This is a genomic window from Kribbella shirazensis (assembly GCF_011761605.1).
Lineage (GTDB): Bacteria > Actinomycetota > Actinomycetes > Propionibacteriales > Kribbellaceae > Kribbella > Kribbella shirazensis.
Genome location: NZ_JAASRO010000001.1, coordinates 5651653 through 5674420, shown reverse-complemented (window position 1 = coordinate 5674420; position 22768 = coordinate 5651653). Strand labels below are relative to the sequence as shown.

The window sequence follows — 22768 nt, the reverse complement described above, 5'->3', positions numbered from 1 at the left end:
CCGGACCGCGCGAGAACCGACCCACCGACGAGACGCCACCCTGTGCCGAGCGGATGATCGTCCGGCGGGCCGTCCAGAGGGTCCCCCAGGAACACGGCTCAGAATGCACCGCTCCTGTGTGCGCGATCGAGAACCCACTGTACCCGCATCGGCCCGAATGCCGCAGACCGGCTCCGGGTACCAGGTGGACTCCAGGACAAGGAGGTGCCTCTGATGCCTGCCGGATCGAGCCGGAAGCGGGAACGGCAGTACGAGCACATCAAGGCCGGCCTGAAGGAACGCGGCCGCAGCGAGGACGTCGCGGAGGAGATCGCGGCGCGCACCGTGAACAAGGAACGTGCCCGTTCGGGCGAGGCGAAGGAGAAGAGCCGGACGTCGACCGACGACATCTCGTCGGGCCGTCGCGGCGGACTCCGTTCGCACAGCGGGTCGCAGGGCCGGACCAAGGAGCAGCTGTACAACGAGGCCAAGCACAAGAACATCAAGGGCCGCTCCAAGATGACCAAGTCCGAGCTCGCGAAGGCCGTCGGGCGCTAGCGTGCAGCGGATCGACGGCGGGCCACTGACCGACGACGAGCTGCGCGGCATCGACGCGTACTGGCGGGCAGCCAACTACCTGTCCGTCGGGCAGATCTACCTGCTCGCGAATCCGCTGCTCCGCGAGCCGCTGCGGGCCGAGCACCTGAAACCGCGGCTGCTCGGTCACTGGGGTACGACGCCCGGTCTCAACCTCGTCTACGCGCACCTGAACCGGGTGATCAGGCAGCGGGACCGGGACCTGATGTTCGTGACCGGGCCGGGGCACGGCGGGCCGGCGCTGGTGGCGAACACCTGGTTGGAGGGCAGCTGGACGGCGGCGTACCCGAACACGACGCGCGACGAGACCGGGATGGGCCGGCTGTTCAAGCAGTTCTCGTTCCCCGGCGGAGTTCCGAGTCATGTGGCCGCGGACGTACCCGGGTCGATCAACGAGGGTGGCGAACTCGGCTACTCGCTCAGCCACGCGTACGGCGCGGCCGCGGACAACCCGGACCTGGTCGTGGCCTGTGTGGTGGGCGACGGCGAGGCGGAGACCGGACCGCTCGCGGCGTCCTGGCACTCGAACAAGTTCCTGAGCCCGGTGCGCGACGGCGCCGTCCTGCCGATCCTGCACCTCAACGGGTACAAGATCGCCAACCCGGCGGTCCTGGCGCGGATCGGTGAGGAGGAGCTGACCGCGCTGCTGCGCGGCTACGGGTACGAGCCGTACCTCGTGGCGGGTTCCGAACCCGCTGAGGTCCACCAGGCGCTCGCCGCGACGCTGGACGTGTGCATGGACCGGATCGACGAGATCCAGCGCGAGGCACGGTCCGCCGCCGAGAGCCCGGCGCGGCCTGCGTGGCCGATGATCGTGTTGCGGACGCCGAAGGGATGGACCGGCCCGCAGACGGTCGACGGCGAGCCCGTCGAGGACACCTGGCGCTCCCATCAGGTCCCGCTGTCCGGCGTGCGCACGAACGAGGACCACCTGCGGCAGCTGGAGTACTGGCTCCGCAGCTACCGGCCCGAGGAACTGTTCGACGACGAGGGCCGCCCGGTTCCGGACCTGCTGGAGCTGGTGCCGAGCGCGACCCGGCGGATGGGGTCGAGCCCGCACTCGAACGGCGGCGCGCTGAGCCGGGACCTGGAGTTGCCGGCGGTCGAGGAGTACGCCGTACCGGTGAAGACGCCCGGGGCCGAGGACGGGGAGCCGACGAAGGTCTTCGGCGCCTTCCTCCGGGACGCGTTCCGGAAGAACCCGCACAACCTGCGGCTGTTCGGTCCGGACGAGACCGAGTCGAACCGGCTGAACACGGTCTACGAGGTGACCGGGAAGGCCTGGCTCGCCGAGCTCCGGGACACCGATCGCAACCTGGCGCCGGACGGCCGGGTCCTCGAGATCCTCAGCGAGCACACCTGCCAGGGCTGGTTGGAGGGGTACCTGCTCACCGGGAGGCACGGGCTGTTCTCGTCGTACGAGGCGTTCGTCCACATCGTCGACTCGATGGTCAACCAGCACGCGAAGTGGCTGAAGACCATCAACCGGCTGGAGTGGCGCCGGCGGATACCGTCCCTGAACTATCTGCTGACGTCGCATGTCTGGCGGCAGGACCACAACGGGTTCTCGCACCAGGACCCGGGCTTCATCGACCACGTGGTGAACAAGAAGGCGGAGGTCGTCCGCGTCTACCTGCCGCCGGACACCAACACGCTGCTGTCCACGATGGACCACTGCCTGCGGACCCGGAACTACATCAACGTCGTTGTCGCCGGCAAGCAACCGCAGCCGAACTGGCTCGACTGGGACGAGGCCGCCGTGCACTGTGCCCGGGGTGTCGGCGTGTGGGACTTCGCCAGCAACGACGAGGGCGATCCGGACGTGGTGATGGCGTGCGCGGGCGACGTGCCGACGATGGAGACGCTGGCCGCGGTCGACCTGCTCCGCGAGCATCTGCCGGACCTGCGGATCCGGGTCGTGAACGTCGTCGACCTGATGCGGCTGCAGGACGCGACCGAGCATCCGCACGGGCTCCCGCATGCGGAGTACGACGCCCTGTTCACGACGGACAAGCCGGTGATCTTCGCGTACCACGGCTACCCGTGGCTGATCCATCGCCTCACCTACCGGCGCCGCGGTCACCCGAACCTGCACGTCCGCGGCTACATCGAGGAGGGTACGACGACCACGCCGTTCGACATGGTGGTGCGGAACAACCTGGATCGCTATCACCTGGCGATGGACGTCATCGACCGCGTCCCGTCCCTCGGGTCCCGCGCGGTCACCGCCCGCCAGCACTTCGCCGACCAGCGCACGCGCCACCGCGCATACGTCACGCAGTACGGCGAAGACCTGCCGGCGGTCCGTGAGTGGCGCTGGTCTAACCGAGCAGCCGCAGCGCGGCCCGGAAATCGTTGACGAAGGCCTCGAAGTCCCGCCGGAACTCCTGCGATCGGACGACGGACGACGGATGGACGGTCGGTACGGCCGGACGTCCGTCGGCCAGCTCGACCCGCTCGCCGCGGTGCTGCGTGACCCGGAAGCTCGCGCCCAGCAGCGACCGGGCCGCGACCGCGCCCATGACCACGACGAGGTCCGGCTTCACGATCTCCAGTTCGCGGCGCAACCAGGGGGAGCAGGCGAGGATGTGGCTCGCGGCCGGCGTCTTGTGGATCCGCCGCTTGCCCTCCCGCTCGAACCGGAAGTGCTTCACCGCGTTCGTCAGGTACACCTTCGACCGCTCGATGCCCGCCTCGGCGAGCGCCTTGTCCAGCACCCGTCCGGCCGGTCCGACGAAGACATGCCCTGCCTTGTCCTCGTAGTCGCCCGGTGTCTCGCCGACCAGCATCATCCGAGCCCGCACGGGACCTTCACCCGGCACGACCTGCTCGGCGTCCTCCCACAGTTCGCACCCGCGGCAGTCCGGGAGTTCAGCTCGCACCTTCCGCATGCCACCGTCGTGTGGCACCCACTGCTCGGCTCCTGGCGCTTCCATGTGGCACCGGTACCCGAACGCGGGCTACTTCATGAAGCAGGCGGGACCAGCGCCAGGCGGATGATCACCAGCGCGAAAAGGACCAGCGTCAGCGCGTGCACCACCGTGCACCACAGGCAGATCGCGTTGATCTGGAACAGCTCTGCCCAGATCAGGTAGCAGACGAACACCATGCCGGTCAGTACGCCGACGAGGCGCAGACGACCCGGCCACCGTGACGACGTACGCCACATCTGGGGCACCGACAGGGCTGTCATGCCGGCGAAGAACGCGAGCCCGAGCAACGCGACCGGGATGCCGAACAGCTTCGAGTACTGGCTGCTGGTGACCTTGGCGCAGTTGACCACGCCGGTGTCCGGGCATGCGAGCGTCGAACCGGCCGTGAAGTGCTCATAGGTGAGGTAGGCCGAGACGGCCAGGCCGGCCACCGATACCACCAGCGTCGCCCACGGGAGCACGCCCAAGGGCGTCCGGGCGGTGCGTTGCGCTGTGCTGGAGATGGTCACGCGTCAGCCCTTCGCGGGGCCGAGCTTCGACGCCGCGGCGGTCACCGCGTCGGTCGAGCACACCTTCGCGGGCTGGTTGCCGGTGAGCTTGCAGAACGCCGCGGTGTAGACGTTCGCGGAGCCGTCGACGGCCTTCGCGATCTCGCTCGACGGGTCCTTGAGCGCGTCGGCGATCTGCGCCTGCGTCTTGCCGGCCAGCACCTCCGGGCTGAACGTCGCCCCGGAGCCGACGTACTTGCCGCCGAGATCGACGAACGGGATCGACCCGCCGCTCTCGACGTACGGCGGCTGGTTGTAGGTGTCGAACGTCTTCTGGTCCTCGGCGGTCGGGGTGTCGAGCGGCTTGTACCCGTTCCCGGCGGGCTCGTTCGTGGTCGTCTCGACGCCGGTGAAGCTCAGGTACTGACTTGTGTACTTCGCTCCGTGGAAGGACAGCGTCGGCGTGTTCGGGAAGACGTCCTCGGCCGCCGAATGCGTGGTCCCCAGGTTGCTGAACGTCCCGAACCGCGACAGCGCGACGGTGACCGGCCAGCGTTCGGCCGCGCAGTACGGGCAGAACTCGGCGCCGATGTAGAGGACCTTCGGCTTGCCGTCCGCGACCAGTGCCGGCGCGGTGATCGCCGACGGCGCCGCCTTGACCTCACCGGTGCCGACCGCGGCGAACGTGGAGTCCGGGATCGAGGAGAGTGCGGTGACGACCTCCGTGCCGGCCGCGCCCGACGGCCCGGTCGCGGTGTCCTTACCGCCGCCGACCAGCCGGATCGTCACCAGCCCGCCGACGATCACGACGACCAGAACGACCGCGCCGACCGCGAGCAACAGCCGGCGGCGACGCTCCGCCTGCTGCTGGGCAGCCAGCTGCGCCGCGACCCGCTCGCGGGCGGCAGCCTTCTGTTCGACACGCCTTGCCATGACACTCCTCTGATCGCGCACCGGCTCCGGAAGGACAACTATCCATCGGACACGAAAGTTCCTGGCTCTCCGTCACGGTGGCGTTACGCTTCCGGCATGGGTTCCAGCATGGACTGGCAGGCATGGCACAAGCAGTACGACGATCCCGGATCAGATCTGTCCCGCCGCCTCGAGGTGGTGAAGACACAGGTACGGGCAGCGCTGGACCGCGCCCCGGACGGCCCGGTGCCGGTGATCAAACTGTGCGCGGGACAGGGCCGGGACCTGCTCGACGTACTCGAGGACCATCCGCGGCGGGCGGACGTGCACGCGCGACTGGTCGAGCTGGATCCAGTACTCGCAGCCACTGCTCGGGAACGGGCGCCGGAGCAGGTCGAGGTCATCACGGGGGACGCGTCCCTGACGCATCAGTACGACGGGATGGTGCCGGCCGAGCTCGTGCTGCTGTGTGGGATCTTCGGCAACATCACGGCCGAGGACATCCGGCGGACGATCGCTGCGAGCCCGCAGTTGTGCCGTACGGGCGCCACGGTGATCTGGACCCGTCATCGCGAGGAGCCGGACCTGGTGCCGACGATCTGCCGGTGGTTCGAGGCCGACGGCTTCGAAGAGGTGTGGGTGTCGGAGAAGGAGGCCGGGTTCGGCGTCGGGGTACACCGCTTCACCGGCGTACCCGAGCCGCTGGTCAAAGGTCAGCGGCTGTTCAGTTTCGTGCCGGGCGGACTATGAACAGACACAGAGCCAGGAGGCCGGCGAGCACCAGGTAACCGGTGTCGAGTACGGCGATCGACGCGACGCCCGCGACCAGCAGCGGTCCACCGGCGTCGCCGAGTTCTCGTCCGAGCTCGGCGGTGCCCATCGTCTGACCGAGTCGCTCGGCCGGCGTGCTCGCCGCCAGCGCCGCGAACCCGAGCGGCGTGATCACGCCCGTCCCCGCCCCGATGAGCGCCGCTGCGACAAGCAGGAACGCGACACCCGGCAGCGCGGCGCACACGAACCCCGCCGCCGCCAGGCCCAGTCCCACGGCGATACCGGTCCGCGTGCTCAGCTTGCCGGCGTCCAGCGCGCGACCGGTCCTCGGCTGCACGACCGCGGCCGTTGCGGCGAGCAACGAAACGGCGGCTCCGGTCGCGATCGTCCCGAGCCCGTCCGACGCGCCGGTGACCGGCAGGAACCCGACCCCGACCGACAGCGCGGCCGTCGCAGCCGCCAGTGCGACCGTCGGACGAAGGAACACCGGATCGGAGATTCGCCGCGCGAGGTCGATCACGGTCTGCCGCCTCCGGGGCAACGGCGGGACGACCGGTACGACGATCAGCGCCCACACCGCGACGCCGGCCGCGAGGACCGTCATCACCCCGAAAAGCAGACGGAACCCGCCGAGCCAGACCAGGCCGCCACCGAGCAGCGGACCGGCGGTGTAGCCGATGCTCTTGTAGAACCCGTAGCTGCCGAACGCCCGCCCGTGCTGCGCCGACGGATTCAGCCGGGCGACGAGCGCGGACGCGGCGGGGGAGAAGGCCGAAGCAGCCGCTCCCTGACCGAGCCGTGCGACCCACAACCATCCGGGCCGGTCCACGATCACGTAGGCACCAGAAGCGGCGGCGAAGCCGACCAGACCGAACAGCAGCACCGGCCGTGCCCCGATCCGGTCCGCGAGCGCCCCGAAGACCGGCTTCAGCACCACTTCCGCGCCGTCGTAGATGGCCAGCAGGATCCCGAGCGTGAGCAGGGAGGTGACGGCATCCTCCGACGAGCCACCGAGGTTCGCCGCCACCGCGTGAGCGCCGAACGCGGTCGTGAACCCGGCGGCGTACAGCGGCCACATCCTCATCGTTCGTCACCCGGAAGCTGGTGCAGTGCGCGGAACACGAGCTCGGCGTACTCCTCGCAACGGGCCACGCAGTCCTTCAGCCTGGCGGTCGCCTGCGCGGACTCCGGCGTACCGAAGACGTCGCGGCTGGACAGGTCGCGGTGCCAGCGACGGAGCCGTTCGAGGCTCTGCTCCTCCTCCTCGAGCTCGGCCAGAGTGAACTTCCGGATCCGGATCTCCTTGGCGATCTCGTCCTCGAACTTCCGGCAGTCCGCCAGGTACTCCATCCAGTCGGCCCGGCGCGCCTCGTCGTACAAGGCACGAAGTCGCGCCCCGTCGGTGGCGTCCCGGCCGGCCGCCTCGAGCACCGTGACCTCGCCCTCGGCGCGGTCGACCAGCTCGGTCGTCCGTCGTACTGCGGCCTCGAAGACGGGCAACTCTGGTACGGCCCACACGCCTTGGCCGAGCGAGAGGGCGCCGGCCTTGCGCAGCTCACGCCAGACCGCCACGCGGTGCCGCGACGGCTCCACCGGGACGCGCACGAGCAGAAGCAGCCACCGGTCCGTCACAAGCGGGACTGTAGCGCGCGTTACAGCAGTGCGCCATCCTCGACAGCGGTGTGAGCCACCATGTATGTTACATAGACGATGTCATATCGCTCCCGGAGGTGTGTGCGATGGACCAGACCGCTGAGCGGTTGCTGGGGTCGGCGAACCGGTTGTCACGGGATCCGGAGACCGAGATCGACTGGGACGCGCCGGTCGGCGACGGGTACGGGATGTCGCCGGAGTGGAGCACGCTCTACGGGACGCCGTACTGGGACGAACTGACCGAGGCGCAGCAGCGGGAGCTGACCCGGCACGAGGCCGCCTCGGTGGCGACGACCGGGATCTGGTTCGAGCTGATCCTGCAGCAGCTGATCCTGCGCGACGTCTACGACAAGCCGGCCCGGAGCGCGGAGTTCCAGTGGGCGCTCACCGAGATCGCCGACGAGTGCCGGCACTCGATCATGTTCGCGCGCGCGACCGAGCGGCTGGTCGAGCCGGCGTACCGGCCGCCGTTCGTGACGCGTGAGCTCGGCCGGATGTTCAAGGCGCTCGCGTCGGGCGAGTCGGCGTACGCCGCGATCCTGGTGGCCGAAGAGGTCCTGGACGTCATGCAGCGCGACTGGATGCGGGACCGCCGGGTCGAGCCGATGGTCCGGACCGTGAACCACATCCACGTGGTGGAGGAGTCGCGGCACATGGTGTTCGCCCGCGAGGAGACCCGCGAGCGGCTCGCCGGCGCCGGGCGGGCCCGCCGCTGGGTCAGTGCGCTGGTGATCGCGATCGCGGCGGACATGATCGTGTCGAGCATGGTCGGCCGGCAGGTCTACGTGAACCTCGGCCTGGACGCCGATCGCGCGGTCCGGGAGGCGCGGCGGAACGAGCACCACCGGTCGCTGCTGCGGACGAGCTGCGCGAACCTGATGGACTTCCTCGGGTCGGTCGGGCTGCTGACGCCCGCCGCGGCCCGGGTCTATCGGCGCACCGGCCTGCTGTGAGCCGACGATGACGTTCGTGATCTCGGGGGAGTGCTGCTCGGACGCGAGCTGCGTGGCGGTCTGCCCGATGAACAGCATCCACCCGGCGCCCGGCGAGCCCGGGTTCGGTGCCGGCGCGAGTCTGTTCATCGATCCGCGGACCTGCATCGACTGCGGCGCCTGCGCGGACATCTGCCCGGTCGACGCGGCGCAGCCGGCCGACCGGGCGGCTCCGGAGGACGTCGAGCGGAACGCGGCGTACTTCGCGGAGCGCGAGGCCCTCGAGGCCACGGATCTCGACAGCTGGGAGCCGCCGGCGTACCAGGTCTGGGGTCGTGGGCCGCAGCGGGTGCTGGTGGTCGGGGCCGGTCCGGCGGGGATGTACGCGACGCGCGAGTTGTTGCTGAGGACAACGGCCAGGATCACGGTCGTCGACCGGAGCGAGCAGCTCGGCGGGCTGGTGCGGTTCGGGGTGGCGCCGGATCATCCGTGTACCAAACAGATCATCGGCACCTTCGAGCGGATCGTCCGGCATCCCCGGGTGCGTTGGCTGCCGGGCACCGAGGCCGCCGCGCTGGTGCAGGAGTACGACGCGGTGATCCACGCGGTCGGTGCGCGCCGTAGCCGGCGGCTCGGGATCCCCGGCGAGGAGGCAGCCTGCACCGCGGAGGACTTCGTTGCCTGGTGCAACGGGCGGCCGGGTGCGGCGCTGCCGGTCGAGCTGGTCGGGCCGCGCGCCGTGGTGGTGGGGAACGGCAACGTGGCGCTCGACCTCGCCCGGATCCTGCTGAGCGATCAGCTGGACACGGCCGACGTTTCCCAGCAGGTACGCCGTACGCTCGCGGCCAGTGGGATCAAGCAGGTCGTGCTGCTCGGCCGGCGCGGGCCGGGCGAGGCGGCGTACACCGAGTCGGCGCTCCAGGAACTGCTCGCGATCGCCGGCGACCGGGTCGAGTTGCGGTACCACGCGCGGCCGACGGGCTGGACGCCGGAAGGACTGACGCTCGACACGGGGGAGACGATCGCGGCGGGCAACCTGTTCACCGCGATCGGTTTCGAAGGGCAGCCGGTCGACGGCCTGCCGTTCGACGCCGCCCGCGGGATCGTGCCGAACGTCCGCGGCGCCGTCGTCGACCGGCCCGGTCACTACGTGGCGGGCTGGATCAAACGCGGCGCGCGCGGCGGGATCGGCGTCAACAAGGCGTGCGCCCAGGAGACCGTGCAGACGCTGGTCAGTGCGTCCAGGGGTGCAGCTTCTCAGGGTTCCTGATCGCCCAGATGTTCGTGATCTGGTCCCCGCCGAAGTCGAACGCGAGCACGGTCTCGGTGACACCCTCGAACCGGATGACGAGCCCGGGCTGACCGTTGACGGTCCGCTCCACCAGCGTCCGGCCGTGGCGCAGCACCGGCAGGTCGGTGAAGTACTGCGCGACGTTGACGCCGCCGTGCACCGGCCGGAGCGCGGCCGGGACCAGCCCGCCACCGTCGGCGGTGGCCGTCACGTCGGGATCGAGCAGGCTGACGATCGCCTGGATGTCGGTCGCCTCCCAGGCTTCCTTGAACTGGCGGACCAGCTCGGCGCGCCGGGCCGACGGCGGGGACGGCGACTGCGCGCCCTGGATCCGGCGCCGCGCCGACGAGGCGAGCTGCCGGCAGGCCGCGGGCGTCCGCCCGACGATCTCGGCGACCTCGGGGAACGGGTACCGGAAGACGTCGTGCAGGATGAACGCCACCCGCTCGGCCGGCGTCATGGCGTCGAGGACGACCAGGAACGCCATGTTCACCGACTCGTCCAGCGTGACCCGATCGGCTGGATCGGTCACGCCCGGCCGGTCGTCGGTGTTCTCCGGCAACGGCTCCGGGATCCACTCACCGACGTACCGCTCGCGGCGGGCGCGGGCCGACCGCAGCAGGTCGAGGCAGATCCGGCTCGCGACCTTGGTGAGCCACGCCGCCGGGTTGTCGATGGCCTGCTGCTCGGCCGGCGTCATCGCGTACCAGCGCGCGTACGTCTCCTGGACGACGTCCTCGGCGTCGGCCAGCGACCCGAGCAGCCGGTAGGCGAGATTGATCAGCTGCCGCCGCTCGTTCATGATCACACTCAGCCCGGGCTCGCTCATGTCGCTCCTTCCGCTCATACCTCGTACGACGAGACAGCGCCGCCGGGTGTGAGGTCTGACATTCCGTGCGGCTGCCCCGTCGTACCGATCATGACCACACAGAACGCTGTCTCCGAAGTCGACATCCGTGAACGCATCGACATCCTGCTGGACGCCGTCCGGAACGGGGACCTCGGTGCGCTGAAGACGATCTTCGCGCCGAACCTGGTCTCGTTCGACATCGAGCCGCCGCTGCGGCACCTGGGCGCGGAGCAGAAATGGGCGAACTGGGAGAAGGTCTTCGCGGTATACCGGGTGCCGCTCGGGTACGAGGTCCGTGACCTGACGGTCCTCGTCGACGGCGACCTGGCGGTGACGTACGCCGTGAACCGCATCAGCGGCACGCTCGCGAACGGGGCGCAGGCGGGTATGTGGGTGCGCTGGACGGCGGCCTGGCAGCGGATCGACGGCGCGTGGATGATCGCGCACGACCAGGTCTCGGTCCCGCTGTACTTCCCGGACGGCCGCGCGGCGACCGACCTCACGCCCTGAGCCGGGCGCGCCCGAGCACATGCGGGCTGGCCGGTGTCGACCGGCCCGGCGGGAACTCGAACCGGTCCAGCTCCTCGACCTCGAAGCCGGCCGCGGCGATCGCGCCGACGGTGTCGCGGTGGGTGTGGCAGCCGCCGGCGAGCAGCGGCCAGAGGGTCGCGTCGACGACCCGCTGCACCGTTCCGAGCCGCCCGCCGTCCGCGGCCACGTGCTCGTAGAACCTGAGCTCGCCGCCGGGCCGCAGTACCCGTCGCGCCTCGGCGAGGGCCGCGGCCTGGTCCGGGACCGAGCACAGGACGAGCGAGACCACGACGACATCCGCTGCCGCGTCAGGGGCCGGTAGCTTGTCCGCCGTACCCTCGACGACCTCGACCGGGACCGGGGCGGACCTGGCCTGGTGCTCGGCCTGGGCACGGAGGTACGGCTCGGGCTCGACGGCCAGCACGCTGACCACCTCGGACGGGTAATGCGCGAAGTTCCCGCCGTCGCCTGCTCCGACCTCGACGACTCTGCCCACCGCGCCGGCCAGCAACCGGCGGCGGTGCTCGGCCGCCCCCTGCTGGTCGAGCGCCGGTCGGACCCGGGCGTACATCCGTGCGAACAACGGCCGTTTCATGAGCCCACCTTGCCAGAGTGTCGGATCGTGGCGGACGCCGATCGTCTCCTGAATGACAGCTAGTTCCTGCTACAGGGAGAAGACAGTGCCCACCACCGTGAACGCCATCGACATCGTCGTGTCCGACCTCGGCGCGGCGATCGAGTTCTACCGCCGCCTCGGACTCGAGTTCGAGCGCGACCAGTACATGCCGGACGACCACGCCGGCTGCGACCTGCCGAACGGGCTGCACCTGATGCTCGACACCGAGGACCTGCGCGGCAAGGTCACCGCACACTGGACGCCGCCGAAACTGGGGCGGACGTTCCTCACCTTCGAGTACGACAGCCCGGCCGCCGTCGACGCGACGTACGCCGAACTCGTCGCCGCCGGTGTGACCGCGCTGCAGGAGCCGTACGACGCGCCGTGGGGGATGCGTTACGCGACCGTCGCGGATCCGTCCGGGAACGGTGTCGATCTGTACGCCAACCTGCCCGCGTCCTGAGCCAGACTGTCGAAAGGAGGTGTGCGCGTGAAGTACGTGCTGATGTTCATCGAGACCGAGGAGTTCGAGAAGGAGTTCGCGGCGCTGGAGCCGGCCGAGCGGGAGGTGGCGTACCGGCGGGTGTACCAGTGGTTCGACGACCACCGGGACAAGATCACCAACCGCGGCAACAAGCTGCAGGCCGCGGAGACCGCGACCACGGTCCGCCTCGACGGCGGCCGGGTGATGACCACCGACGGTCCGTTCATCGAGGGCAAGGAGGTCGTGTCCGGGTTCACCGAGATCGACGTCGAGGACCTCGACGAGGCGCTGCGGATGGTGAAGACCTGGCCCGGCTGCCCCGTGGTCGAGATCCGGCCGGTGGCGGAGGTGTGACCCTGGACGTGAGCACCCAGGACGAGCTCGCCCGCGTGGTGCGTGATCACGCGGGCCGGCTCGCCGGTGCGCTGGTGTCGCTGCTCGGTGACTTCAGCGCCGCCGAGGACCTGGTCCAGGACGCCATCGAGATCGCGCTCAAGCGGTGGCCGGCCGAAGGCATCCCGGAGCGCCCGGACGCGTGGCTGTTCACGGTCGCGAAACGCCGCGGCCTCGACGTACTGCGTCGGCAGCAGAACTACCGCGCCAAGCTGGCCGAGCTCGAACTGCCGGTGCGGCCGCCGGCCGACGACCGGCTCCGGCTGATTTTCACCTGCTGCCACCCGGCGCTCGCACGGGAGGCACAGGTCGCGCTGACACTGCGCGTGGTGTGCGGTCTGACGACCGCGCAGATCGCGGCCGCGTTCCTGGCCTCGGAGTCGGCCGTCGGGCAGCGGATCACCCGGGCGAAGCGCAAGATCACCGACGCCGGCATTCCGTACCGGATCCCGCGCGACGACGAGCTGCCCGAGCGCCTGACCGAAGTACTGACGGTCATCTACCTGCTCTTCAACGAGGGCTACCTGTCCAGTACGGCGGAACGGACGCACTCCCGCGACCTCGTCGACGACGCCGAATGGCTGACCGCCCTGCTCCACGGGCTGCTCCCGAACGAGCCCGAGGTCGCCGGACTGCTCGCCCTGATCCGGCTGCACCGCGCCCGTACGGCGGCCCGCTTCACGCCGGCCGGTGAGCTGGTCCTGCTCGAGCACCAGGACCGCACCCTGTGGGACCACGCAGCGATCACCGAGGCGACCGCGCTGCTCACGCGCACGGCCCGCCGCCACCACGCGCCCGGCCCGTACCAACTGCAGGCCGCGATCGCCGCCTGCCACAGCGAGGCACCGACCTGGTCGGAGACCGACTGGCCGCAGATCCTCGTCCTGTACGACATGCTCCTGGTTCTGCAGCCGAGCCCCGTGACGAGCCTCCACCGCTCGATCGCGCTGTCCTACGTCCGCGGCCCGGCAGTCGCCCTCGCGGAACTCGACGCGCTGGCCGGCGACCTCGAGAACTACCCGCTCTTCCACGCGACCCGCGCCCAGTTCCTCCGCGACCTCGACCGTCCGGCCGAAGCTCGCGCCGCGGACGAGCGCGCCGCCGAACTGACCGCCAATCCGGCACTGCTGGAGGTGCTCAACGAGCGGCTGGCCCGCTGAGCCACCATCCTTGCTGCATGGGTGCGGAGGGGCGGGGCGAACGGGCGTGGTTTCTCGACTGGTTGCGGGTGGCTGCGGTTGGCGGGGTGTTCGTGTTCCACACCCTGCGGCCGTTCGACGACGGCGACTGGCACGTGAAGAACGCACAGACCAGCGAGGCGATCGCGATCGTGATCGCATTCCTGGGGCTGTGGGGTCTGGCGTTCTTCTTCATGATCTCCGGCTCCGCCGCCTGGCTGGCCTTGCGGTGGCGGACGGCGCTCAAGTTCCTGAGGGAGCGTGCCGTGCGGCTGCTTGTCCCGTTCGTCGTCGCCTACGTCCTGCTGTCACCGCTGCAGTACTTCATCGAAGAGCACCATAAGGGCCGGTCGACGGCCTCGTTCTTCGGTGATGTGCGGACGTTCTTCGGCGATCTCGCCGGCGATGCGCCGCTGTGGCTGCGCGACACGTACCACCTGTGGTTCCTCGTCTACCTGCTCCAGTTCGCCGTACTCGGTCTGCCGCTGTTCCTGGTGCTGCGCGGCAGAACCGATTGGATCGCGCGGCGATGTCAGCGGCGCGGCTCGGTCCTGCTCCTCGCCGTACCGCTCGTGCCGCTCCACTTGCTGCTGCTCGCCGCGCCCGGTCCCGAACACGGCTGGGGCGAGTTCGTGTTCTTCTTCGACTTCTTCGTCGTCGGCTACCTGGTGATGTCGGACGAGCGGCTTCTGGCGGCGGTACGACGAGACGCCGTGCCGGGACTGGTGCTCGGCGTCGGCGCCTTCGTCCTCGGTGTCGTCACCGGGATCATCGACTTCCTGGACGGCTGGTGGCCGGACCCGGGCTACTCGTGGCCGTACCTCTGGTACTCGCCACTCATCACCTTCGCCGTCTGGGGCTGGCTGGTCGCCGTCCTCGGCTTCGGACTGCGGGCCCCCGCCCTTCAGCGGCCGTTGCCTCCCACGCTGGCGCGTGCCGCGATGCCGTTCTTCATCGTCCACCAGCCGGTCATCCTCGCGATCGCGTACTTCGTCGTCACCTGGGACACCGGCCTGTGGACCAAGTACGCCGTACTCCTGCCGACCGCCTTCGCAGCGTCCGCTGCCTTGTCCTGGCTCCTGTCGTCGCTTCCGGTCGTCTCCCGCCTTTTCGGCGTCAAACGTGCCGGATCCGCCGGCAGACCACGGCGCACCCGGGAGCTTTAGACGCTGCGGAGTACCGAGACGACGACGCCGAGGATTGCCGCGTTGTCGCCGTCGATGACGTCGTACGCCGGGTTGCGGGGCTCGAGGTACACGTGGCCGTTGCGGCGGCGGTAGACCTTGACCGTGGCCTCCTCGTCGATCATCGCGGCGACGATCTGGCCCGAGTGCGCCTCGGACTGCTGGCGGACCACGACGATGTCGCCGTCGCAGATCGCCGCGTCGATCATCGACTCGCCGCGGACCCGGAGCCCGAACACGGTGCCCCGCCCGGTCAGCCCGCGGGGGAGCTGCAGTACGTCGTCCACGTGCTCGACCGCCGCGATCGGTGTACCGGCCGCGATGTCACCGACCACCGGGACCGGCACGTTGTCGTCGCTGATGGCCCGTGCGGCCGGCTCCTGGAGGAACATCCGGACGTCGATCGGCCTCGACACCGACGGGCTGCGCCGGAGGAACCCCTTGTCCTCCAGACTGGCCAGGTGCTTCGACACCGACGAGGAGGACCGCAGTCCCACCGCCTCGCCGATCTGCCGGCTGCTCGGCGGGTACCCGTGCCGCGTCACCCAGTCCCTGATCACCGCCAGGATCCGCTGTTGCCGCTCCGGGAGCGCGCCGGTGTCGAGGTCGCCGAACAGGTCGAGATCAGTCACCGCGCGATCCTAGGCCGTTTCCGGTGCGGTCACGGTTCGACCCGCCCGGGCATTCGGGCTTGACACCGCCGCTCTGGTAGGAAAAATACTTCCCAATCGGCGGCAATGGTGAAATCTTTTGCAGCGTCGTGACGGAAGTACCTCGCAGTACTGAACCTCTTGAAGGGGCGGGATCGATGACCACTCCCAGCAATCTGTCCCGGCGGCTGTTCCTGCAGCGCGCCGCGGTCGGCACTCTGCTCGCGGCCGGCGGCAGCACGCTGGCCGCGTGCGCGAGCGGCGGCAGCGAGGACTCGGGCAGCTCGACCGACGGCGGCGGGACGAAGTCCGACGAGAACCCGTTCGCCGTGAAGGAAGACGCGCCGCTGGACGTGGTGATCTTCAAGGGCGGGTACGGCGACGACTACGCCAAGGCGCACGAGGCGCTGTACGGCAAGAAGTTCCCGAAGGCGCAGATCAGCCACAAGGGCATCACCGACATCCTTCCGCAGCTGCAGCCGCGGTTCAACGGCGGCAACCCGCCGGACGTGATCGACAACTCCGGCGCCTCGCTGCTGCCGATGTCGACGCTGGCCAGCACCGGGCAGCTGGCCGACCTCACGGCCTTGCTGGACGCGCCGTCGGTCGACGACAAGAGCGTCAAGGTGCGGGACACGCTCGAGCCGATCGGTCTCGAGGCGGCGATGCTGGACGGCAAGCCGCTCGTCCTCGAGTACGTGCTGACGGTGTACGCGATCTGGTACAACAAGGCGCTCTTCGACAAGAACGGCTGGACCCCGGCCAAGACCTGGGCCGAGTTCCTGACGCTGTGCGAGGAGATCAAGAAGGCCGGTATCGCGCCGATCGCCTTCCAGGGCAAGCACGGCAACTACATCGGGCAGGTCGTGCTCGACATGGCCGTGAAGCACGGTGGTCACGAGGTCATCAAGGCGATCGACTCGCTGGAGCCGAACGCGTGGAAGCACCCGTCCATCAAGATGGCCGCCGAGGCGCTTCTCGAGCTGCGCGGCAAGGGCTACTTCATGCAGGGCACCGAGGGCCTCGACCACATCCAGTCGCAGACGGCGTGGAACCAGGGCAAGGCGGCGTTCATCCCGTCCGGTTCCTGGCTGGAGAACGAGCAGAAGAAGGTCGCCCCGGCGGACTTCCTCACCACGGCCAGCTACACCCCGCTGCTCGACGGCGCCAAACTGCCGGTGGACTGCACGCGGATCGCGGCCGGCGAGAACTTCATCGTCCCGGAGAAGGCGAAGAACAAGCCGGGCGGCCTGGAGTACCTGCGGATCATGCTGTCGAAGGAGGCGGCCGGCAAGTTCACCGAGATGACCGGTTCGCCGACGATCGTCAAGGGCTCCACCGAGGGCATCAAGCTCAGCCCGGGCGCCGCGTCGTCCGCCGCGCTGATCAAGTCCGGCGGCACGAACAACTGGACGGCGTACTTCGCCGGCTGGTACTCGACGATGGACAAGCCCTCGCGCAGCATCATGGCCGAGCTGGCCGCCGGCCGCGCCACCGCCGACGACTTCTGCAACCGCATGCAGAAGCTCGCCGACGACACGGCGAAGGACCCGAAGACCAAGAAGCAAACCCGCAGCTGATCACGCAAGTGGCCTCGGTGCGGGGCTCGGCTTCGCGATGAAGGGCTGAAGTCATGGAAGGTCCATCGAACGAGGTGCTGGATGCTTTCGGGCTCGCGTTGCCCGCAGTGCGGCTGCAAGGAGGGCAGGGTGAGACCTGGCGAGCCGGCGAGGTCGTGGTCAAGCGCGCGGACGCGGAGACTCCGTGGCGTGCCGAGGTGCTGAACGGGCTGCCGGAGTCGCCGGACTTCCGGGTCGCGCGACCGGTGCGGGCCCGGGACGGTGCGTGGGTCGCGTTCGGGTGGGAGGCGAGTGAGCTGCTGGCCGGCGCGACCGATGTCCGGCGGCAGGACGAAGTTCTCACCGTCGCGACCGCGTTCCACGAGGCTGTGGCCGGGTTGCCGCGGCCGGACTTCCTCGACGCCCGCCGTGATCCGTGGGCGGACGGGGACCGTGTCGCCTGGCGGGAGCAGTCGCTCGACGGCAGCCCGGCGTACGTCGAGCTGGTCGGCCCGCTCGTCGCGGCGTGGCGGCCGGTGGACCTGGTGGCGCAGGTGGTCCACGGTGATCTGCCCGGGAACGTGATGTTCGCCGACGGTCTCCCGCCGGCGATCATCGACTGGCCGGTGTACTGGCGACCACCGTCCTGGGCGGCGGCTGTCGCGGTCGCCGACGCGTTGTGCTGGTACGGCGCCGCACCGGATCTCGCGGCGCGCTGGGCGCACCTGCCGGAATGGGGCCAGATGCTCGTGCGGGCCTTGATCTACCGGATGACCACCGACGAGCTCGCGGGCGGCGCCGCGACCTGGACGGACGAGCGGCGTGCGGCCTACGCGCCGGTGATCGAGCTGGCGCTCTCGTACGCCGCCTGATCGCCGGCGGGCCGTTCGGCGCGCGGCCGTCCCGTTGCCCGGAGCGCGAGCGGAATGGTGCCGAGGGCAAGTACTGCGAGGGCGGCGCCGATCCAGCCGACCGCGGAATAGCCGGCGCCCGCGGCGAGGGCGAGGCCGCCGAGCCAGGGGCCGACCGTGATGCCGATGTTGAAGGCGGAGATGTTGAACGCGGCGGCGAGCGTCGGCGCGGAGCCGGCGATCGTGAAGACCCGGGAGTTGACCGCCGGGTTGGTCGCGAAGCCGAAGGTGCCGACGCCGATGATCGCGGGTACGGCGAGCCACGGTGTGCCGGTCGCGAGCGCGAGCAGGACCGCCGCGGCGATGACGCCGCCGAGGCTGACGACCAGCGTGCCGAACGGTCGCCGGTCCGAGGTGCGCCCGCTGATCGTGATGCCGATCAGCGCGCCCACGCCGTACAGCGCCAGGATCACCGGGATCCAGCCCGCGGCCAGTCCGGTGGTCTCGGTGAGCAGGGGAGCGAGGTAGCTGAAGATCACCAGGATCGCGCCGGTCGACAGCGCCGTCGTCGCGTACGCGAGCCAGAGCTGTGGATTCGCCATGCTCCGCAGCTCGCGACCCAGTTGGGGCGTGTTCGCGGAGCGACCGCGGGGGATCGTCGTGACCACACCGGCGAACGCGAGGGCCGACAGTACGGCCACCGCCCAGAACGCCGACCGCCAGCCGAGGTGCTGACCGAGCAGCGTCCCGGCGGGCAGCCCGACGATCGTGGCGACGGTGAGGCCACCGGCCAGGACGCTCATCGCCCTCGCGCGTGCCTCCGGCCCGGCCAGTTCGATCGCGGTCACCGACGCGACCGCCCAGAACCCGGCGTACACGAAGGCGCCCGCGACCCGGGTCGCGAGCAGGACGCCATACGACGAGGTGAGCGCGCCGGCCACGTGGGTGAGCGCGAAGATCGTGAGGAACGCGAGCATCGCGGCGCGCCGCGACCAGCGCAGCGTTCCGAAGGCCAGGATCGGGGCGCCGACGAGCATGCCGACGGCGAACGAGGAGATCAGGAGACCCGCGGCCGGGATGGAGACGTTCAGGTCGGTCGCGATCTCGGGCAGCAGCCCGGCGAGCATCAGCTCGGAGGTGCCTTGGGCGAAGATCGCCAGGCCGAGCAGGTAGACGGCGCGAGGCATGAAGTCCTCTCGGAGTGGTATTGGATCGAACGGTTCAAAACGTGGGCAGCGTAGAACGCGGTGCAGGCAAGGGTCAGAAACTGCGCAGGGTCGCCTCGACGACGGCGCGCTGGGTGTCGGCGGACGCGCCACGGCGGGCGGCGACCCGGAGGCCGCCGAGGACGGTGAAGACGTACGTCGCGAGTCCGGCGGCGTCCTGCTCCGGGTCGACCTCGCCGGCCGCCTGTGCGGCCTTGACGGCCGTGGTCAAGGCGACGAGCTTGACCTCGTGATCACGGTCGAGAAGCTCGACGATCTCGGCGTCCTTCGGGCCGAGCTCGACGATCGTGTTGATCACGAAGCATCCGGCCGGATCGTCCGGCTCGGGCTCGACGGCGGTCCACAGGATCCGCCGGACCCGCTCACGGATCGGCAACCCGGCGTCCTGGATCACGTCGAGCTGGACGGCCGTGAACTGCTCGGTGTACCGCCGCAGAGCGCGGTCGAACAGGTCGCGCTTGCTGCTGAACGTGTTGTAGATGCTGCTCCGGCCGAGGCCGGTCGCCCGGCACAGGTCCTGCGTCGAGGTCGCCTCGTAGCCGGCGGTCCAGAACACCCGCATCGCCGCGTCGACGGCGCGGTCCTCGTCGAACGTCCTCGGTCTCGGCATGCCGCCGAGCCTAACACGTTATGGACCAATCGGTCCAAAACGGGGTCCGATAGCATCTCGGGATCGAGGCGAGTGCCGGATGCTCTTCGACAGAGCAGCAGGCGCTCGCCTTCACTTGGGGGCACCGTCCATCGATGAACTGGGGAGCTTTGTGAGGTTGTTGAGACCTGGGGTGCTGGCACTTGCCCTCGGACTGGTCGCGGGAGTCGCCGCGAGCGGACCTGCCACCGCTGAAGACACGAAGACCGTCTCGTACCGCGGCTACCAGGTGACGGTCCCGGCCGACTGGCCGATCGTCGACCTGGCCGCGAACCCGACCACATGTGTCCGGCTCGACCAGCCGGCCGTGTACCTGGGCCGCAGTACGGGACAGGCCAATTGCCCGGCGCGCCTCGTCGGGCGCAGCTCCGGTCTGATCCTGGAGCCGCTGACCACGACGCAGCCGTCCACCGACGGTCTGTTGCGCCGCGCGATCACCGACGCGGGCGTGCTCGCGACGGCGTACTACGCACCAGGCGCCGAGCGCGCCGCGAACGACGTCCTCAGCACCGGGCGCGTGGTGACGAAGACGCCGTCGGCGCGGGCCGCGCAGCAGACCGCCGCCGCTCCGACGATCGTCGCGACGGGCAACTATGCCGGGTACGGGTTCGACACCTGTGCCGCGCCGTCGCAGTCCGCGATGGACGCCTGGCGCCCGAAGTACCAAGGGGTCGGCATCTACATCAGCGGTGGACTGCGGGCGTGCGCGCAACCGAACCTGACCCCCGACTGGGTCGCGGCGAACGCGAGCAAAGGCTGGCAGTTCCTGCTGATCGACGTCGGCCTGCAGGCGCCGTGCACGACGTACCGGAGCCTGATGTCGTCGGTTCCGGCGACCGCGTTCGTCCAGGGCAAGAACGCCGCGATCAACGCGGTCGCGGCGGCGCAGGCACTCGGATTCGCGCAGCGGAGCGCGATCTACAGCGACATCGAGGCCTACCCGTCGACGGCGGCCTGCAAGGCGGCTGTGCTGTCGTACCTCAGCGGCTGGACCCAGGAGCTGAACGCGCGCGGCTACCTCGGCGGCGCGTACGTCGGCGCGGCCTCGGGTGCGGCCGACCTGGCCAGCGCGTACACGAGCACGGCGTACACGCGCCCGGACAACATCTGGTTCGCGCACTGGGGCTCGACCCCGGTCGGTACGACGCGGTTCATCCCGTCGACGTACTGGAGCAACCACCAGCGCGTGCACCAGTACGCGGGTGACGTCAGCGAGACCAACGGCGGCGTCACGATGTCCATCGACCGGAACTACCTCAACCTGACCGCACCGCCGCCGCCTGTCAGCAGCTTCAGCGTCACCGGCGGGGTCGCCGCCGCGGCGTTGCGCTGGACGAAGCCCGTCAACACGACGCTCGGTCAGATCATGGTGCGGAGCGCCGCGGGTTCGACCCCGCCGCCGCTGGTGACGTCCGGTACGGCGGTCTACAACGGCACGGCGAGCATGTACACGCAGACCGGCCTGCCGAACTCGGCCAGCTACGCGTACCGGGTCTGGGTGAAGAACAGTGCGGGCAAGATCGGGCCGGGTGTCGACGTACGGCTGGTCGGATCGAAGGCGACGATCGGAGCCAGCGCGGCGTCGATCATGTACACCCGCGCGGTCACGCTGTCGACGGCGGTGAGCCGGCTGGACGGCGTGAAGCTGGCCGGTGTGCCGGTGGTGCTGTACTCGAAGGCCAAGACGGCGACCAAGTGGTCGACAGTCGGGACGTTCACCTCGGACGCCAATGGCATCGTGCAGGTGTCGCAGAAGCCGTCGGTGTCGACGTACTACATGTGGGGCTACAACGGTGGCGCCGGCGTACTGGGCACCCGGAGCGCGGCCGCACTGGTGCAGGTCCACCCTGCGCTGTCGGGGTACCTGACTCCGTCGGCGATCCGCCTCGGCAGCTCCGCGCTGCTCTACGGGTACCTGAACCCGCCGCACGCCGGTACGACGGCGTACCTGCAGCGGCGTTCCGGTACGACGTGGGTGGCCGTGACGACCGGGAAGCTGACGACGAACGGCAAGTACGCGTTCAGCATCAAGCCGACCGCCGTCGGCACCTACACCTACCGTGTCGTCTGGCTGGCGGACGCCGACCACCAGGGGACGCAGACGCCGTCGAAGGTCCTGACGGTCAGCTAACTGTCATGTCGGGGGTCAGGTCGGCCGCCGCACGTCGCGCGATCTCGATCGCGTGCGCCGCCAGCGGTGAGTGCGTGCGGCCGGCCTGCCACAACAGGAAGATCTCCCGCGGCGGCAGCGCGGGAGACAGCTCGTGCAGTGCGAGCGTCTCGTCGGTCCGCAGTACGGCGAGACGCGGCGCGAGTGCGGCGCCGAGGCCGGCACGGACCATGGCCAGCAGTGCCTCGTTGCCTTCGGTGCGGAACACGAACCGGGGGCGGATGCCGCGGGCGCGCAGGAAGTCCTCGACCGTGGCCTGATGGCAGATCGCCGGATGCGCGACCAGCGGCAGCTCGTCGAGCTTCTCGAGCGGTACGGGGCCGGTGGGGAAGTCTCCGGGCCGCGCGACGAGCAGGTACGGATCGTCCAGCAGTTTGAGATTCTCGATGGTGCCGTCGGTCCGCCCGTCGAAGAACATCAGATCGAGCCCGGTGAGATCCGGAGCATCGGTCTCCTCCTCGAACAGCCGGATGTCGCAGCCCGGATGCGCGTCCCGCAGCTCCCGGATGACGCGCGGCAGCACCGTGTTCGACACCGACTGGAACGTGCCGATGTCGATCCGGCTGTCGCCCGCCCGGAACCGCTGCACTCCGTCGCTCAGCTCGTCCGCACGGCGGAGCAGGTCGCGGGCGTGCTCCAGCACGACCGCACCGAGCGGCGTGATCCGGACCGGCTTCGGCCCGCCCGGACGGTCGAACAGCGCACCGCCGGCCGCCTTCTCGAGGACGGCGATCTGCTGGCTGACGCTCGACTGTGTGTACCCGAGCTTGCGCGCGGCGCGGCCGAACGACCCCTCGTCGGCGACGGCGGCCAGCGTCGCCAGATGGCGCAACTCGTACATGCACCGCACTGTATCGCCACTGGCGATTGG

The 22768-nt window shown here is 69.9% G+C and carries 24 protein-coding genes; 13 read left to right on the top strand and 11 right to left on the bottom strand.

Features of this window, described 5'->3' with window-relative positions; translation table 11 throughout:
• Positions 1–213 precede the first annotated feature (213 nt).
• Together BJY22_RS27410 and BJY22_RS27405 are read left to right on the top strand one after the other, a co-directional pair.
• Entirely contained in the window at positions 214–537 is a 324-nt protein-coding gene (locus BJY22_RS27410; RefSeq protein ID WP_167212103.1) for a plasmid stabilization protein, read from the top strand.
• A gap of 1 nt (position 538) precedes the next feature.
• Positions 539–2935 carry a phosphoketolase gene (locus tag BJY22_RS27405; protein ID WP_167212100.1) on the top strand — a complete coding sequence of 799 codons (2397 nt, stop codon included), beginning with the start codon at positions 539–541 and terminating at the stop codon, positions 2933–2935.
• On the opposite strand, the gene BJY22_RS27400 is transcribed toward BJY22_RS27405, so the two are convergent.
• The 3 genes from BJY22_RS27400 to BJY22_RS27390 all read right to left on the bottom strand — a co-directional run bounded on the left by BJY22_RS27400 (position 2898) and on the right by BJY22_RS27390 (position 4930).
• Positions 2898–3467, bottom strand: coding sequence for a UdgX family uracil-DNA binding protein (locus BJY22_RS27400; protein ID WP_238350473.1), 570 nt, complete (start codon positions 3465–3467; stop codon positions 2898–2900). The two genes, BJY22_RS27405 and BJY22_RS27400, sit on opposite strands and share 38 nt — an antisense overlap.
• 74 nt (positions 3468–3541) lie before the next feature.
• Positions 3542–4018 (bottom strand): vitamin K epoxide reductase family protein, encoded by a 477-nt coding sequence (locus BJY22_RS27395; protein WP_337759213.1) that lies wholly within the window; start codon positions 4016–4018, stop codon positions 3542–3544.
• 3 nt (positions 4019–4021) lie between these two features.
• Positions 4022–4930 carry a DUF929 family protein gene (locus BJY22_RS27390; protein ID WP_167212094.1) on the bottom strand — a complete coding sequence of 303 codons (909 nt, stop codon included), beginning with the start codon at positions 4928–4930 and terminating at the stop codon, positions 4022–4024.
• 96 nt (positions 4931–5026) lie between these two features.
• Here BJY22_RS27390 and BJY22_RS27385 point away from each other — a divergent pair, with 96 nt between their 5' ends.
• Positions 5027–5659: an SAM-dependent methyltransferase gene (locus tag BJY22_RS27385; RefSeq protein ID WP_167212091.1), complete on the top strand. Its 633-nt coding sequence runs from the start codon at positions 5027–5029 to the stop codon at positions 5657–5659.
• On the opposite strand, the gene BJY22_RS27380 is transcribed toward BJY22_RS27385, so the two are convergent.
• Positions 5634–6764 (bottom strand): MFS transporter, encoded by a 1131-nt coding sequence (locus BJY22_RS27380; RefSeq protein WP_202891286.1) that lies wholly within the window; start codon positions 6762–6764, stop codon positions 5634–5636. The two genes, BJY22_RS27385 and BJY22_RS27380, sit on opposite strands and share 26 nt — an antisense overlap.
• Positions 6761–7312 carry a Chromate resistance protein ChrB gene (locus BJY22_RS27375; protein ID WP_167212088.1) on the bottom strand — a complete coding sequence of 184 codons (552 nt, stop codon included), beginning with the start codon at positions 7310–7312 and terminating at the stop codon, positions 6761–6763. Before BJY22_RS27375 ends, BJY22_RS27380 begins: the two co-directional genes overlap by 4 nt.
• A gap of 107 nt (positions 7313–7419) precedes the next feature.
• Between BJY22_RS27375 and BJY22_RS27370 the strand changes: the two genes are divergently transcribed.
• Together BJY22_RS27370 and BJY22_RS27365 are read left to right on the top strand one after the other, a co-directional pair.
• Positions 7420–8286 (top strand): AurF N-oxygenase family protein, encoded by an 867-nt coding sequence (locus BJY22_RS27370; RefSeq protein WP_167212084.1) that lies wholly within the window; start codon positions 7420–7422, stop codon positions 8284–8286.
• 7 nt (positions 8287–8293) lie between these two features.
• Positions 8294–9535: an FAD-dependent oxidoreductase gene (locus tag BJY22_RS27365; protein ID WP_167212081.1), complete on the top strand. Its 1242-nt coding sequence runs from the start codon at positions 8294–8296 to the stop codon at positions 9533–9535.
• On the opposite strand, the gene sigJ is transcribed toward BJY22_RS27365, so the two are convergent.
• Positions 9498–10385, bottom strand: a complete 888-nt coding sequence (gene sigJ / locus BJY22_RS27360) for an RNA polymerase sigma factor SigJ (protein WP_238350472.1) — start codon at positions 10383–10385, stop codon at positions 9498–9500. The genes BJY22_RS27365 and sigJ overlap by 38 nt on opposite strands.
• A gap of 90 nt (positions 10386–10475) precedes the next feature.
• Here sigJ and BJY22_RS27355 point away from each other — a divergent pair, with 90 nt between their 5' ends.
• The gene (locus tag BJY22_RS27355; protein WP_167212075.1) at positions 10476–10916 is read left to right on the top strand and encodes a YybH family protein; all 441 of its coding nucleotides are present in this window, start codon (positions 10476–10478) and stop codon (positions 10914–10916) included.
• Here BJY22_RS27355 and BJY22_RS27350 read toward each other — a convergent pair.
• A complete protein-coding gene (locus tag BJY22_RS27350; RefSeq protein ID WP_167212072.1) occupies positions 10906–11532 on the bottom strand; it encodes a class I SAM-dependent methyltransferase in 627 nt (208 codons plus the stop codon). The two genes, BJY22_RS27355 and BJY22_RS27350, sit on opposite strands and share 11 nt — an antisense overlap.
• A gap of 85 nt (positions 11533–11617) precedes the next feature.
• Between BJY22_RS27350 and BJY22_RS27345 the strand changes: the two genes are divergently transcribed.
• From BJY22_RS27345 to BJY22_RS27330, 4 genes are read left to right on the top strand one after another with little or no spacing between them, the layout of a single operon-like run.
• On the top strand, positions 11618–12016 hold the full coding sequence (locus tag BJY22_RS27345) for a VOC family protein (RefSeq protein WP_202891285.1): 399 nt from the start codon (positions 11618–11620) through the stop codon (positions 12014–12016).
• Between the two features lie 27 nt (positions 12017–12043).
• Positions 12044–12391: a YciI family protein gene (locus tag BJY22_RS27340; protein ID WP_167212066.1), complete on the top strand. Its 348-nt coding sequence runs from the start codon at positions 12044–12046 to the stop codon at positions 12389–12391.
• An 8-nt stretch (positions 12392–12399) separates the two neighbouring features.
• The gene (locus BJY22_RS27335; RefSeq protein ID WP_337759204.1) at positions 12400–13590 is read left to right on the top strand and encodes an RNA polymerase sigma factor; all 1191 of its coding nucleotides are present in this window, start codon (positions 12400–12402) and stop codon (positions 13588–13590) included.
• A 17-nt stretch (positions 13591–13607) separates the two neighbouring features.
• The gene (locus BJY22_RS27330) at positions 13608–14774 is read left to right on the top strand and encodes an acyltransferase family protein (protein ID WP_167212063.1); all 1167 of its coding nucleotides are present in this window, start codon (positions 13608–13610) and stop codon (positions 14772–14774) included.
• On the opposite strand, the gene lexA is transcribed toward BJY22_RS27330, so the two are convergent.
• Positions 14771–15424, bottom strand: coding sequence for a transcriptional repressor LexA (lexA, locus tag BJY22_RS27325; RefSeq protein WP_167212060.1), 654 nt, complete (start codon positions 15422–15424; stop codon positions 14771–14773). The two genes, BJY22_RS27330 and lexA, sit on opposite strands and share 4 nt — an antisense overlap.
• Positions 15425–15600: 176 nt before the next feature.
• On the opposite strand from lexA, the gene ngcE reads away from it, so the two are divergent.
• Both ngcE and BJY22_RS27315 read left to right on the top strand, forming a co-directional pair.
• Complete coding sequence (ngcE, locus tag BJY22_RS27320; protein ID WP_167212057.1) at positions 15601–17022, top strand: N-acetylglucosamine/diacetylchitobiose ABC transporter substrate-binding protein; 1422 nt, start codon at positions 15601–15603, stop codon at positions 17020–17022.
• Between the two features lie 53 nt (positions 17023–17075).
• A complete protein-coding gene (locus tag BJY22_RS27315) occupies positions 17076–17873 on the top strand; it encodes a TIGR02569 family protein (RefSeq protein ID WP_167212054.1) in 798 nt (265 codons plus the stop codon).
• Here the strand turns inward: BJY22_RS27315 and BJY22_RS27310 are convergent.
• On the bottom strand, positions 17831–19039 hold the full coding sequence (locus BJY22_RS27310) for a Cmx/CmrA family chloramphenicol efflux MFS transporter (protein WP_167212051.1): 1209 nt from the start codon (positions 19037–19039) through the stop codon (positions 17831–17833). The genes BJY22_RS27315 and BJY22_RS27310 overlap by 43 nt on opposite strands.
• A gap of 73 nt (positions 19040–19112) precedes the next feature.
• Positions 19113–19688 carry a TetR/AcrR family transcriptional regulator gene (locus BJY22_RS27305; protein WP_167212047.1) on the bottom strand — a complete coding sequence of 192 codons (576 nt, stop codon included), beginning with the start codon at positions 19686–19688 and terminating at the stop codon, positions 19113–19115.
• A gap of 172 nt (positions 19689–19860) precedes the next feature.
• Between BJY22_RS27305 and BJY22_RS27300 the strand changes: the two genes are divergently transcribed.
• Entirely contained in the window at positions 19861–21858 is a 1998-nt protein-coding gene (locus tag BJY22_RS27300) for a DUF1906 domain-containing protein (RefSeq protein WP_337759200.1), read from the top strand.
• On the opposite strand, the gene BJY22_RS27295 is transcribed toward BJY22_RS27300, so the two are convergent.
• A complete protein-coding gene (locus BJY22_RS27295; RefSeq protein WP_167212041.1) occupies positions 21851–22738 on the bottom strand; it encodes a LysR family transcriptional regulator in 888 nt (295 codons plus the stop codon). The two genes, BJY22_RS27300 and BJY22_RS27295, sit on opposite strands and share 8 nt — an antisense overlap.
• Positions 22739–22768 lie beyond the last annotated feature (30 nt).

Coding starts and splice junctions, on each gene's coding strand:
- BJY22_RS27310 (WP_167212051.1), bottom strand. CDS start 19,039: ATGCCTCGCGCCGTCTACCTGCTCGGCCTGGCGATCTTCGCCCAAGGC.
- BJY22_RS27370 (WP_167212084.1), top strand. CDS start 7,420: ATGGACCAGACCGCTGAGCGGTTGCTGGGGTCGGCGAACCGGTTGTCA.
- BJY22_RS27295 (WP_167212041.1), bottom strand. CDS start 22,738: ATGTACGAGTTGCGCCATCTGGCGACGCTGGCCGCCGTCGCCGACGAG.
- sigJ (WP_238350472.1), bottom strand. CDS start 10,385: ATGAGCGAGCCCGGGCTGAGTGTGATCATGAACGAGCGGCGGCAGCTG.
- BJY22_RS27385 (WP_167212091.1), top strand. CDS start 5,027: ATGGGTTCCAGCATGGACTGGCAGGCATGGCACAAGCAGTACGACGAT.
- ngcE (WP_167212057.1), top strand. CDS start 15,601: ATGACCACTCCCAGCAATCTGTCCCGGCGGCTGTTCCTGCAGCGCGCC.
- BJY22_RS27400 (WP_238350473.1), bottom strand. CDS start 3,467: ATGCGGAAGGTGCGAGCTGAACTCCCGGACTGCCGCGGGTGCGAACTG.
- BJY22_RS27305 (WP_167212047.1), bottom strand. CDS start 19,688: ATGCCGAGACCGAGGACGTTCGACGAGGACCGCGCCGTCGACGCGGCG.
- BJY22_RS27315 (WP_167212054.1), top strand. CDS start 17,076: ATGGAAGGTCCATCGAACGAGGTGCTGGATGCTTTCGGGCTCGCGTTG.
- BJY22_RS27330 (WP_167212063.1), top strand. CDS start 13,608: ATGGGTGCGGAGGGGCGGGGCGAACGGGCGTGGTTTCTCGACTGGTTG.
- BJY22_RS27390 (WP_167212094.1), bottom strand. CDS start 4,930: ATGGCAAGGCGTGTCGAACAGAAGGCTGCCGCCCGCGAGCGGGTCGCG.
- BJY22_RS27380 (WP_202891286.1), bottom strand. CDS start 6,764: ATGAGGATGTGGCCGCTGTACGCCGCCGGGTTCACGACCGCGTTCGGC.
- BJY22_RS27350 (WP_167212072.1), bottom strand. CDS start 11,532: ATGAAACGGCCGTTGTTCGCACGGATGTACGCCCGGGTCCGACCGGCG.
- BJY22_RS27410 (WP_167212103.1), top strand. CDS start 214: ATGCCTGCCGGATCGAGCCGGAAGCGGGAACGGCAGTACGAGCACATC.
- BJY22_RS27355 (WP_167212075.1), top strand. CDS start 10,476: ATGACCACACAGAACGCTGTCTCCGAAGTCGACATCCGTGAACGCATC.
- BJY22_RS27365 (WP_167212081.1), top strand. CDS start 8,294: ATGACGTTCGTGATCTCGGGGGAGTGCTGCTCGGACGCGAGCTGCGTG.